This is a genomic window from Litoribacter populi (assembly GCF_007483685.1).
Lineage (GTDB): Bacteria > Bacteroidota > Bacteroidia > Cytophagales > Cyclobacteriaceae > Litoribacter > Litoribacter populi.
On the sequence record NZ_VMKN01000001.1, the window covers coordinates 140,041 to 152,440 of the forward strand.

The 12,400-nt window shown below is 44.0% G+C and carries 16 protein-coding genes; 15 read left to right on the top strand and 1 reads right to left on the bottom strand.

Annotation, left to right across the window (positions count from 1 at the left end; genetic code table 11):
- The first annotated feature begins 83 nt into the window (after positions 1-83).
- The 14 genes from FPL27_RS00645 (at position 84) to FPL27_RS00710 (ending at position 10,216) form a co-directional block, all read left to right on the top strand.
- Positions 84-1,616, top strand: coding sequence for a terpene synthase family protein (locus FPL27_RS00645; RefSeq protein WP_143959247.1), 1,533 nt, complete (start codon positions 84-86; stop codon positions 1,614-1,616).
- Between the two features lie 58 nt (positions 1,617-1,674).
- A complete protein-coding gene (locus FPL27_RS00650) occupies positions 1,675-1,863 on the top strand; it encodes a hypothetical protein (RefSeq protein ID WP_143959248.1) in 189 nt (62 codons plus the stop codon).
- Positions 1,857-2,045: a hypothetical protein gene (locus tag FPL27_RS00655; protein WP_143959249.1), complete on the top strand. Its 189-nt coding sequence runs from the start codon at positions 1,857-1,859 to the stop codon at positions 2,043-2,045. The genes FPL27_RS00650 and FPL27_RS00655 overlap by 7 nt, the downstream gene beginning before the upstream one ends.
- A 267-nt stretch (positions 2,046-2,312) precedes the next feature.
- On the top strand, positions 2,313-2,957 hold the full coding sequence (locus tag FPL27_RS00660; RefSeq protein WP_143959250.1) for a DUF6266 family protein: 645 nt from the start codon (positions 2,313-2,315) through the stop codon (positions 2,955-2,957).
- Between the two features lie 255 nt (positions 2,958-3,212).
- The gene (locus FPL27_RS00665; RefSeq protein ID WP_143959251.1) at positions 3,213-3,899 is read left to right on the top strand and encodes a hypothetical protein; all 687 of its coding nucleotides are present in this window, start codon (positions 3,213-3,215) and stop codon (positions 3,897-3,899) included.
- Between the two features lie 137 nt (positions 3,900-4,036).
- Positions 4,037-4,288 carry a hypothetical protein gene (locus FPL27_RS00670; protein WP_143959252.1) on the top strand — a complete coding sequence of 84 codons (252 nt, stop codon included), beginning with the start codon at positions 4,037-4,039 and terminating at the stop codon, positions 4,286-4,288.
- Between the two features lie 178 nt (positions 4,289-4,466).
- Positions 4,467-5,636, top strand: coding sequence for an amidohydrolase family protein (locus tag FPL27_RS00675; RefSeq protein WP_143959253.1), 1,170 nt, complete (start codon positions 4,467-4,469; stop codon positions 5,634-5,636).
- Positions 5,637-5,978: 342 nt separating this feature from the next.
- Positions 5,979-6,857, top strand: a complete 879-nt coding sequence (locus tag FPL27_RS00680; RefSeq protein WP_143959254.1) for a manganese catalase family protein — start codon at positions 5,979-5,981, stop codon at positions 6,855-6,857.
- A gap of 44 nt (positions 6,858-6,901) precedes the next feature.
- Positions 6,902-7,426, top strand: a complete 525-nt coding sequence (locus FPL27_RS00685) for a YciE/YciF ferroxidase family protein (RefSeq protein WP_143959255.1) — start codon at positions 6,902-6,904, stop codon at positions 7,424-7,426.
- 114 nt (positions 7,427-7,540) lie between these two features.
- Complete coding sequence (locus FPL27_RS00690) at positions 7,541-7,915, top strand: SPW repeat domain-containing protein (protein ID WP_143959256.1); 375 nt, start codon at positions 7,541-7,543, stop codon at positions 7,913-7,915.
- Positions 7,916-8,280: 365 nt separating this feature from the next.
- On the top strand, positions 8,281-9,027 hold the full coding sequence (locus tag FPL27_RS00695; RefSeq protein WP_143959257.1) for a hypothetical protein: 747 nt from the start codon (positions 8,281-8,283) through the stop codon (positions 9,025-9,027).
- A 2-nt stretch (positions 9,028-9,029) separates the two neighbouring features.
- On the top strand, positions 9,030-9,485 hold the full coding sequence (locus FPL27_RS00700; RefSeq protein WP_185974257.1) for a DUF5675 family protein: 456 nt from the start codon (positions 9,030-9,032) through the stop codon (positions 9,483-9,485).
- Positions 9,464-9,700 (top strand): hypothetical protein, encoded by a 237-nt coding sequence (locus FPL27_RS00705; protein WP_143959258.1) that lies wholly within the window; start codon positions 9,464-9,466, stop codon positions 9,698-9,700. Before FPL27_RS00700 ends, FPL27_RS00705 begins: the two co-directional genes overlap by 22 nt.
- Positions 9,701-10,006: 306 nt before the next feature.
- Entirely contained in the window at positions 10,007-10,216 is a 210-nt protein-coding gene (locus FPL27_RS00710) for a hypothetical protein (protein WP_143959259.1), read from the top strand.
- Between the two features lie 76 nt (positions 10,217-10,292).
- Here FPL27_RS00710 and FPL27_RS00715 read toward each other — a convergent pair whose 3' ends face one another.
- Positions 10,293-10,670, bottom strand: coding sequence for a DUF2243 domain-containing protein (locus FPL27_RS00715; protein ID WP_143959260.1), 378 nt, complete (start codon positions 10,668-10,670; stop codon positions 10,293-10,295).
- 179 nt (positions 10,671-10,849) lie between these two features.
- On the opposite strand from FPL27_RS00715, the gene istA reads away from it, so the two are divergent.
- A complete protein-coding gene (gene istA, locus FPL27_RS00720; protein ID WP_143959261.1) occupies positions 10,850-12,388 on the top strand; it encodes an IS21 family transposase in 1,539 nt (512 codons plus the stop codon).
- Positions 12,389-12,400: the final 12 nt, after the last annotated feature.

Consider the following 12,400-nt stretch of genomic DNA (forward strand, 5'->3'; position numbering starts at 1 on the left):
CGAATTTCCTATTATTAGTTTGAGATAATGTGGGATAATAATTTATTTTTATCCCAATCATTTTTATATCAAACTTTTAAAGCATGGAAAATCAAATTAAAGCTACGGAATTGAAACAGGTGTTTGACGAAATCGTCGTAACGCCTATTGAGGCATATCAGATGCTTCTGGAATTTTTGGAAGTGGAGACCTATCCTCCAAACAGGATCCTCCAGCAAGCGGGGGAGGTGGAGGAGAGTTCACGCTTTATCCTCTCGGGAATAATAGGCCTGTACAAAGAGGGGTGCCTGGAAAGACTGTTTTTTGCCAACCAGGTCGCGGTAGATTTCTTTGCCTATCAGGAAGGCAGGGAATCACTCTATACTTTTGTAACCCTTTCGGAAGTGAAGATCATCCGGCTTACCAGGGAAAACGAGTCCAAGGTGCTGGAGGGCATTCCAGAAGTAAAGGACCTGTCGGGCAAGCTGAAGGCCCTGGTCATGCATGATACCAAGAAATGGGTGGCCTTGTCCCAGATGCACTATAAAAAGACTTACCTCTCCCTGGCTCCCAAGTTGCAGTCGCTCCAAGTAGACTTGACAGAAACGCAGTGGAGTTCCCTTTTGGGTATAGACGTGAGGACCTTCCGCAGGTACAAAAGGGAGCTGTACGATGCCCGGAACACATTTGAATATAAGTTCAACACCAAAGAACTGCTCAATTATCCTTTTGAAAGCAAGCTGCACGATGATGCCGAGGAAATAGAATCCCTTACCAGAGAATGGGCAAACAAAAATAAAATCCTTCCCACGGCAAGGAAGCGCCAAAAGCTGAGCAGCCAAAAGCTCTCCTATCTGTCCGCATTTCTATATCCGGAGGCAACAATCCAGGTGTCCAAGTGGATTTCCTGTTTTTACCTCCTGCTGTTTATCATGGACGATTATACCGATTCATTGGTAAAAGGGAAAAAGGCGGAATTTTGGAGAGAGATGGTGCGGCAGTTTGACCTGATCCGCGGCGAATCCCCCATCCAGATCCACAGGAAAAACAAGATGGCTGGTATCCTGGCCGAAAGGCTCAGCAAACTGAAAACCCTGGCCTCACCGATATACTACAGGCATTTTCTTATCGTGTTGGAGCAGTTCATCAAAAGCAATGAATGGGAGGCTGCCAACAAAGACAGGGGTGTGGTGCCCAGTATGGACCAATACCTGCAGAACAGGCCCTTCTTTTCGGGAGGCAACCTGGCCCTGCAGCTGATTCCCTTCACCATGGAGCACGAGCATCCGGATATCAACCAGGATTGGTCCCGTATGTCTGGCCTAGTGGGTTATGCGTCAAAACTGATATTTCTGTCCAACGACCTGATTTCCTATGAAAAGGAAAGGGGCATTGGGGATTTTCACAACTGGATAGAGCTGCTGATTATCCATAGGAACATGGATGTGGAAAAGGCCAAGGATGCACTGGTTGAGGATCATAAGGCCACGCTGGCCAAGTTCCTACAGGAAGAGCAGGTATTGCTCTCCAGCCTGATGCCAGTGGACAGGAGCCTGTGGGCCTCCCTAAAAGCCATCAAATACCAGATCAGCGGTACCGTGGAGTGGTCGGTCAATATATCGAAGAGATATAGTTAAGTTTTGATTTATCCCAGCAATAATAATAAACAATATTTTATTCACTAACAATCAAAAAATGAAAGCAATCCCAAACAAAAAATTCTTCAACTTCCTAAGCATGATTACCGGAATCCATATCACCGGAGGTTTGCGGATATACCGCAAGTGGCTATGGCTCAAAGGTCTACTACTGGGCTTATTGGAAAGTGTGAACCTGTTGCATTCCGACGATTATTTTTTCGCCAAAAGGGAGGTGATATGTTGAAGCGACGAATCATCAACTCCCGTGATATACAGCTGCTCACAGGCATGAGCATCCGTTACTGCAACAACCTGATCTGCAAGATGAAAAAGTACTACAACAAGAAGAAGCACCAGTTTATTACGGTTACCGAATTCTGTGATTTCTCCGGCATTCCTGAGGAGGAGGTGCTGAAAGTGGTTTAAGGTTTATGGTTTAAGGTTTAAAAATTCCCTTTAACCTTAAACTTTAAGCTATAAACCATAGGCCCAACCGACCTTCCCCCGTATCACTTACGGATCACTTACGGATCACCTACGGATCACTTACGGATCAGTTACGGAATTTTCCGAAAATTGACTAGGAAATAGGCCGTAGGAGATCGGAAACAAAGAAAACGTGGGTTTGGCGAAGGGGCTTTCCGTAACTTTTCACGGAATAATCATATTTTATTAACTACTAATGTTTTAAAAATGGCTAGATTAGATTCATCTGGGGAGGGATTCCGCGGAAAAAAAGGCGGCAAAGTCTATTACAAGGTCAACGGTAAGACCTACGCCAAGGAGTATACTGAAACGGTCAAGGGGGAGCCAAGCCTCCTTCAGCAGTTTTATTTCGAAAAGTTCAGACTCGTGATGGCTTTTCTCAAACCCCTGAAAATCCCCCTGGAATACGGCTTCCAAAAATTCAAAGTGGGGATGCGCACGGGGTTGAACGTGGCCACAAGCTATGTGCTCAACCATGGGATGAACTATGTAGGGGACACCTGTGAGGTGGACCCTTCAAAAGTACTGGTGAGTTCGGGGATGCTCACTGGCATAGACCGGGGTAGGATGCAATGGCTCACTCCCGATCAGGTAAGCATAGAATGGGATGACAATTCCTACATCGGCAATGCCCGCAAAAGTGACCGGGCGATGGCCCTGCTCTACAATCCCGAAACCCTGAATTCCTACTACGTGCTTTCAGGTAACTTTAGGTTTACGGGGCAGCAGAGCGTGCAGGTGTATGATGGGGAAAAGGAAGTGGGCAAGCTGCACGGCTACCTGTCCTTTTTTAAAGTCAGCAAAAAAGGCGTGTATGAATTCTCAAACAGCGTTTACCTGGGGATAATTTAAAGTACGAAATACGAAGTACGAAGGACGAAGTCAACGGGGCATAACCTTCCAAGTCTCGTGAGAAGGAATGATCTGATGTAGAAGTTTAGGAGGTTATCATCCCGGGTGGTGCTGGCGCACATCGGGATGGTTTAGAGGTTTAGGGAAAGCATGTCCCCACCACCGGCGCAGCTCCTTAATCCTTTAATCCCTTAATCCTCACCATAACCTATAAACCATAATCCATAAGCTTTAAACTACGAACCATAAACAAAAATGGACTATTTCAGCATTTACGAACTCGAACCCGGGAGGATCTCCACATTTATTATCGATGCCCTCGGCGGTCCTATGCCCTATACCATGTATACTCAGGGTGATCCGGAACGGGAGGAAGACGATATCGGGCAATTCATTATGCCCCAAAAAGGGGATTTTGCCTATGAGCTGCTTTACTTCACCTGGATGATTTATTTCGGACAGGTCGATTGCAGATACCGGAAGCGGAAGAAGCGGTTTGAACTGATTTCCAAATACGGACTGGAACTGCCAGATGCCGCTGTACTGCTCGGGCCAACGGCATTTCCGGATCTTTACACGCTGGCCATGCAGATGCGCCTGGCAGATGCGGCGGATTATCTTTTTGATGATCCCAATGAGGGAGAGAAAATTTGGATTAAATACCCTTTTAAATTGGACCGGACTACCAAGGCCAAATATTACTATTACCACAATGAGGAGGTCAATTATAGTTATTACCGGTCATCCAAAAAGCATTCCGTCTGTGTACCCAAAATCACCTGCGTGGGCCCCTATAACCTAAGCTACCACAAGGCCCCTGAACTTAACCTCCGCGACAAAAGGGTGGCAGATGGCTACAAAAGAAGAAAATCACTCAGGATTGAGGAACTGCAGGAAGTACCCATCATAGCCAAGCTGCTGAAGGGGTATGTGGAGAATTAGGGGTTTAAGGGTTATTCGCCCTGCGGGCTGGGTTATGGGTTAAGTACGAAATACGAAGTACGAGGGACGAAGTGTTTAAAGGTTGAACGTCTTTTTAGAAGTTCAACCTTTCAACTTATTCAAATACCATAAAATTTATGAAAACAGCAATACAGTTTATATTGAAGCTTTTGGGATTAAAATCGGAAAAGAACACACATCAAGGTGGGGTTCAAAATTTGAATTATATGTCTAGAGCGAAGACAAACCCTCGCCCAGTGGAGGAAAAAGAACGTGAGGAGGCTGTGTTGCTAATCAAAGCCTTAGGCGTCATACTAAAGGAGGAAGGTAAAAGAGTCGGATTGGATGTTGAAATTAAGATCGGACGTATGAAAAATGATGAGGAATAAAATTGGGGTTTAGGAGGTTATTCGGCATGCGGCCTGGTTTAGGAGTTAATGGGCCTGCTACCTGATTAGGGATTTAGAAATCGCAAAGGGACGACATCTTCAGGTTTGTTAAAGCGCTAAGGCAAGCTTCTTGTAACATATATTAATTTCTATTTTCGACCTTTTTAAAACCACTAACATGAGAAACCCATTGATTACTTTGATAGGCGGGAATTTTAAAACCAGAAAGAAATCTGCAAAATGGAGCCCCAAAGCCCAGCAACTTATCGCCGACGCCTCTGATGGTTTAGAAACTTTCTATGATTATCATATGCATTTACTTGGACTTGGGACTAAGGAAAGGGATATATGGGTTAACCCCACCGTATTATCATTAATCCACCCATTTGACTTTTTGAAGGCAAAAGTATTTATGAATGCCTCTGGTATTAGGAATAAAAAGAAAGCTGATGAACAGTATTTAAATCAGCTGTTTCAGTTAATAGAAAAAATTCCTATAGCCGGCAAGTATTGTCTTTTTGCATGGGAAAAATGCTATGATCTTAATGGTGAGGTAAATTTAAAGGATACCAAAATCCATATTTCTAACGATTATGTTTTCCGAATTTGTCAACGGTTGCCGGACAAATTGGTGCCAGTGGTATCCATTCATCCTTATAGAACAGATGCTGTAATTGAACTGGAAAAATGGGCTAAAAAAGGTGTGAAAATGGTGAAATGGATGCCAGCCACTATGGGTATGGATCCTTCCGAACCCCGATGTGTCCCATTTTACCAGAAAATGAAGGATCTGGACATGGTATTGATTTCCCATGCCGGGGAGGAGGAGACTGTGCCGGTAGAGAAATTTCAGCCCCTTAACAATCCGCTGCTATTCAGGCTTCCTCTTGAAATTGGTACAAAAGTGATATTGGCGCACTGTGCGGGTAAAGGCGACGGGAAGGACCTTGAGAACAAAGGAAAAAAAGTGCCTAACCATGAGTTGTTTTTCAGAATGATGGATGAGCCTAGATATGAAGGAAAACTTTTCGGTGATATTTCTGCTTTGGCCCAAGCTAACCGGTGTGGGGCGCCGCTTCGAACCGTTTTTGAACAAAAGGAGCATCACCATAAGTTGCTATATGGCAGTGATTATCCACTACCTGCCATCAATTCGGCTATTTCCTTAAAACTTTTGATAAAGTTGGGTTACCTGAATAAGGAAGATAAATCACCCCTAACGGAAATTTACAAAAACAATCCTCTTCTTTTTTCCTTCGTGTTGTTTAGAAGCATGCATGATCCCAATGATGAAAATTACAGACTACCAATTTCTGTGTTTTCCTATCACAAAAGCTTAGGTATTTAAAAATGGATCCGGACTTGGTTTTCTAGGCAAGTTCTACGGTTAAGATTGTAACGTTCACCCGAGTCGGAGACTCTCAATTCAGGGGTACAAAATCTGAAGCCATTCGCACAGGGTATTCAGTCTTGATTAGGGGTTTAAACGAGTCAAATGTAGAGAATCTGATACAATTTGCTGAATTTAAGTATCATTAGTAGAAGATTTAAATACTCATTTATTACAAAAAAAATGCTTAATTATTAAAATTAAAATATAAAATATAGTTATATTCTGTATCAGGCATGCTTTTGGAGTTAAGTATATTGATAAAAGCATTATCGTTTTTCACTATTAAATTGGCTGCCTATGTTTTATCATGATGGAAAATTACAATACAAAGTTAAGGTGGATAAACCTAATCCCCACTTTGCGAAATTGCTTCAACAGGCCATAGGAGGCATTGAAGGAGAAATCAGAGTTTGTTTACAATATTTGTTTCAGGCGTGGGGAGCTAGAGGCCCGGCCAAATATAGAGATATGTTATTAGAAACAGGAACTGAAGAAATGGCCCACATTGAAATGCTGGCCACTGCTGTTGCATTAAATCTGGAAACAGCCAACAATGATCTAAAAGATAAAATGGCTGGAAAAGATCCCCTATTGGAAGCTATAATGGGGGGAGCTAATCCTAGACATATTCTTTCATCTGGAATGGCTGCGATGGCTACAGACAGTAATGGGGTGCCATTTAACGGATCTTGGGTAGTTGGTACCGGTAATTTAGCGTCCGATATGTATGCTAATGTAATGGCAGAATCATCTGGAAGACTTTTGGCGACAAGGCTGTGGGAATCGACCGATGATAAAGGCATGAAGGATATGTTGTCATTTTTGATTGCTAGAGATACGATGCACCAAAATCAATGGCTGGCTGTATTAGAAGAATTAGGAGGTTTAGAAAATATCCACCCAATTCCAAACTCATTCCCTCAAGCCGAAGAGAATAACAACTTCAATTATAACTTCCTTTCTACCCACATAGACCAAGAAAAAAGGACAGAAGGAAGGTGGAGCAAGGGTAAATCGCTAGATGGCAAAGGGGAATTAACTATTGAAAAGGCAAAACCTTTAGGAGGCGAGCCTGCATTAGCTGGTCCTAATCCGTTGGGACATGCCCAGAAGGAGCAAATGATTGAAGATAAAGGACAAGGTATAACAGAAAAAATTAAAGATGTGTTTGATTAGAATATAAGAATAAATTAATAGACTAAAACTAAACAATTATAATCATGGCAAACAATCAGAATATTGAAGATTTCAAAGGATCAAAATTTTTCAAATTATTTCAAGACCAGTTAAAAGATATCTATTGGGCTGAAAAACACCTAGTCGATGCCCTTGGAAAAATGCAAAAAGCAGCAACCTCCGAGAAGTTATCTTCTTCCATAGAGAATCACAAGGCGGAAACTGAAGGTCAAGTCGAAAGGCTGGAAAAAATATTCGGTATCTTGGATGTGGCTGCACGAGGTAAAAAATGTGAGGCTATGGAAGGACTTATCGAAGAAGGGAAGGAAATTATTGAGGATACCAAAGCTGATACTATGGTACGAGATGCTGGATTAATTATAGCCGCACAAAAGGTAGAACATTATGAAATAGCTTCGTACGGTAGCCTTGTCTCTCTAGCAAAAATTATAGGGAATGACGAAATAGCCAACTTACTATCAGAAACATTAGAAGAAGAGAAAAAAACTGATGAACTTCTTACCAAACTTGCAAAAAGCGAAATTAATAATAAGGCCGTTACGGAATAAATAGAGATTACAACTTCTCACAAAAGGTATGATCTATTTGATTATACCTTTTGTATACCCGATCAATTTAAAGGTATAAAATTCAATTATTTAAATCACTAAACCTCCCTACCTATGAAAATTATTAGCACAAGATTACATGGATACATAGACTACTTAATGGGTATTTTATTGATTGCTTCTCCTTGGCTTTTTGGTTTTTATAATGGGAACACAGAATCTTGGATACCCATAACTATAGGTGTGGTAACAATTGTAATGAGTTTGATGACTGCCTACGAAGTAGGAGTAGCAAAAATTATTCCGTTTAAAGTACACTTGTCAGCTGATTTTACTGCAGGATTACTACTGGCGAGCTCGCCTTGGCTGTTTGGGTTTGCAGAGGAAGTCTATTTACCACACTTGCTATTTGGTGTATTTGAAATTCTGACTGTATTGATGACGAAAACACCATCCTCAAAAAAAGGAAATCCTCAAGTTGCTTATTAATGTTTAGGATAAACCGCAATGATTCCAGCTCGGCTTCGGCAGGCAATACGTTAGTATAAATTAATATTAAAAAGCCTTTCAGTTTGAAAGGCTTTTTATATTTTCAGATACTAATCTTTACCTCCATCGATTTTTTTAAAGTTTTTCATACAAGATATTCCAACACTAGATTAATATTTCATTTGTCTTCAATGGTTGTTGAAAATTTAAGGTGATATGAATGTCTTCAAGTCCTTACGGATTTCCAAACTTTCTTCCGCATATCAGGCATTTTTGGCTTTGTTGGTCTGAGGGGCGCAATCGTTTTATTTTCAGGTTTTTAGCTTTGATATTTGGTCATGTTTAACATTTAAAACCATAAAAAAATGGCAAAACAATCAAGTTTCCTGAATTTTACCGGCAACATCGGTAAACTCACATTTTACAAAAACAAGGACGGATACCAAGTCCGTGAAAAAGGCGGGGTGTCCAAGGAGCGGATCATGACTGATCCCAAGTATGCCCGCACCAGAGAAAACATGGCGGAGTTTGCAGAAGCTGCCAAAACAGTCAAGCTGCTCAAGGACTCGATCCGTCCAGCGCTAATCAGTGCGGCCGATTCCAAATTGTTTGCAAGGCTGCAAAGAGCGATGGTGAGAGTGGTCAAGTCTGATGATGTCAATTCCCGTGGCCAGCGCAAAGTGGTGGAGGGCAATTGGAATCTACTCAGGGGCATTCAGCTCAACAAGTCGGCTTCTCTGAGGTCTACACTAAGAGCTAACATCAACTTGGATAATGGCTCGGATGCCTTCTCAGTCACCATTCCTGCTTTCAATCCGGCAGATCTGCTGGTTTCACCTGCAGGCAGTACAGATTTCAGGATGTTCCTGGTAGGAGGTGCGATTGCTGTCGGTACAGACCTGCATACATCCGTTAGGGTGGATACGGGGCTTTTACCCCAATATGGAACCACTGACCCGATCACACTTTCAATTGAGAAGGCTGACCTGCCCTACATGCACCGGTTATTTGTCCTAGGAATCGAGTTTGTCCAAATGGTCAACGGTGATGAGGCTACCCTGCACAGTAGCAGTTACAATGCCGCTGCCATAGTGGAAACGGAAAAGGTTTAAGTATGAAGTTACTCCTAAACCGTGAATATTGGCCGCGGGGAACCAATGGACAGATCAGCCATGAGGGCTCTCTGCTTTTCAAAACGATAGAGTTGCCCTGGAAAAAGAACCAGCAAAATGTTTCCTGTATTCCGGAAGGTGTATATCGCCTAGGTAAAAGGTATTCGGAAAAATTCGGTTGGCATATTTTGGTGAAGGGGGTGAAGGACAGGTCTGGAATCCTGTTTCATTCGGCTAATGATGCCTTGCGGGAACTCAGGGGCTGTATTGCCCCGGTAACTTTGCATACCGGAGAAGGGCAAGGGACATTTTCCCAAAATGCGACTTACCGCTTTAGGGATTTTGTATTTGAGGCTATGGAAAGAGGTGAGGAGGTGATGCTTGAAATTTTCAGCGATGCCGCTCATGGACTTAATCTGGCCGCAACCGATGAGCGATGGACGAAGGAGTTTATTTAATTGGAGTTGGGGGACTGTTATCAGTCCTCCTTTCCATCTCCGGTTTCCTGCTCAGGTACCTTGTCCAGGATCTGCGTGAGCTGAAGGGTGAACTGGTGGAGGTTAAAGTCGGGGTGGCCAGTTTACAAGGCGAGCAATTGGTACTGAAGTCCATGGTTCAGACGCAGCTTACGATGCTGAGGAATAGGATTCAGGTGTTGGAGAAAAGGAGTTAGGAGTTGTCAGGGTTGTCCACCCGTGGGTCGGCTCCGCCTCCCCGGGTTGTTGTCGGGTTGTCATTGTTCTATTTGCGGGCCGCTTTCCACTATTCGTTGAAAAAACTGAAAGTGCAAAAATGGCCACAATGGGCCGCCAAGATGCTCCATCTGACAACCATGACAACAGCGAATTCCGATGCGAAGCAACGGAAAAGCGGACAACCAAGACAACCACGTGAACTTCAAGTACGAAATACGAAGGACGAAGTACGAGTTGCATCAGATTCGGTCTTCTGTCTATTTTAAACATTAAACCATGAACAAATGAATGAAATCCAAAACAGATGGCAGGCGCCGACGCCGCCCTTTTTCAAGAAGGTGCAATTTATAGGGATGATCCTCGGAGCGGTGGGGGGATCCCTGCTTGCTGCGCCGGTGGCCCTTCCCGCCGTGCTAATTACGGCAGCCGGCTACTTGCTGGTCGGTGGCTCAGTACTTGCAGCCGTGAGTCAGGTGGCAAAGGTGGATAAATAATATGAAAAGCCCGGGAGAGATCTCGGGTTTTTATGTTAGGGTTGGTTTCACGAGTAGGGCGCGAGAATGATTCACCTTACTTCTTTCTGATTATTATCCACCCGGTAATGATCAGAATAAATGAAAATATTAAAAATCCCAGGTTCCAAAGTTCGGGGTTGCGGTCTATTTCCTTTACGTTGTGGAAGGCGAATAGGTAATGGTTAAAAATGCTGTCCATTGCATTGAAAGTGCCCCATCCAGCAAGAAGACCTCCAATCAATAAGTTGTTGGAAAATTGAAGGTTAGGGTTGATTCTGGAATGCCAAAGCAAGATAATGCCCACCATGGTGATAATCCAGGTTACTGCTTCGAAAATACCATCCCAAAACATATTGATACTATTTCCCTCAAAATTAGTAAATGAGATCTGGTTGGATAGCATTTGGTGCCACTTGTCTAAAACGGAGGTCACTGGGCCATAGTTTACGCTGATACTGGGCCAGCCATTCCGGGAATCAACGGGCCAAAAATCAGGCGTTGTTTCCGGAGGTCATTGGGCCATTTAATTACGGCAACCCATTCGAATTCCGGAGGTCATTGGGCCACTTTCCATGATAATTATTAGCCTTGTAGTTTTTAAAAACAATCTACATGGCAGGACAAAGAATAAACATCATGGAATTAAGAAGTTTGATAGCATTTAAGCAAAAAGGCTTGAGCAACCGAAAGGTGGCCGCCCTTTTGGGTGTCAACCGGAAAACCGTAGACGAGTACATCAAGCGGTTCAAGGAACTCGGCTTGGGGTACGGGGAGCTCCTGACTCTTGAGGGAAAGGATCTTGAGGAACTTTTCACCCAAAACAGCCAGACGGAAAAGGAACGGTACGAACAGCTTTCCGGACAGTTCCCACACTTCCAGAAAGAGATGAAAAAGCCCGGGTGCACCCTGCAGGCACTTTGGAAGGCATATATTGCAAAACATCCGGAAGGCTATAAATACAGCCAGTTTACCTGGCATTACCGGCAATGGAGCAAACGCCACCATGTTAGCGGAAAGCTGACCCACAGGGCCGGAGAAAAGCTTTTTGTGGACTTTTGCGGCAAGAAACTCTTTTATGTGGACAGGCATACCGGCGAACAGATCGATGTTGAGGTTTTTTTGGGGATCATGCCCTGTAGCCAATATACCTACGTCAAGGCCGTGGCCAGCCAGAACCGTGAAGATTTTATCAGCTGCCTAGTCCATTGCCTCGGATGGATAGGAGGCGTCCCCTATGCGGTGGTGCCGGACAACCTTAAGTCTGCCGTAAGCAAAAGTTCAAAATATGCCCCCATACTCAACAAGACTTTTGCCGATTTTGGACAACATTATGGCTGTGCACTTGACCCCACACGCCCTTACAGCCCACAGGACAAGGCCCTTGTCGAGCGGACGGTAACCATTGTCTATCAACGGATATACTACCCCCTGAGCAACCACACCTTTTTCAGCCTGGCCGAGCTCAACGATGCCATTGCCGACAAATTGGTGGAGTTCAACGATTATCTGTTGAGCCACGGACAGGGCAGCAGGAGGAGCCAGTTCATCGATATTGAAAAAGAGTTCCTTCAGCCCCTGCCAAGTGGTATTTATAGTATCAGGAACTATAAAAAAGCCACAGTCCAGAAAACCTCCCACGTCTTCATGGGAGAGGACAAGAACTATTACAGCTGTCCCCACCGCTATATCGGGCTGGCCGTGGAAGTACAGTACAATCAGGACATAGTGGAGATCTTCCACAGGCAGGAAAGGATAGCCTTCCACAAAAGGAGCTTCAAAGCAGGTCACTACATCACAGTGGGCGACCATATGCCCAGCAGCCACCAATACTTCAATGAATGGAGCCCCGAATTTTTTCACCGGAGAGCCCAAAAGGTCGGTCCCCACACCCAAGAGTACATCGGCAGGCTGATCGGGCAGTATGACTATCCCGAAATTGGCTACAAGCAGGCCCAGGGGATCCTTGCCTTTTTGAAAAGCTACGAACCGGAGCGCCTGGAAAGGGCCTGTAAAAGGGCTCTGGGATTCGAAAAAGCCTCTTACCATACCCTTGAAAGGGTGTTGCAGAACAAAATGGATATGGAGGAGATCCCCTTTCCGGAGGACCGAGTGACACCTGAACACAAAAACATCAGGGGGCTTTTCAGTTGAGCGGCTTCAACC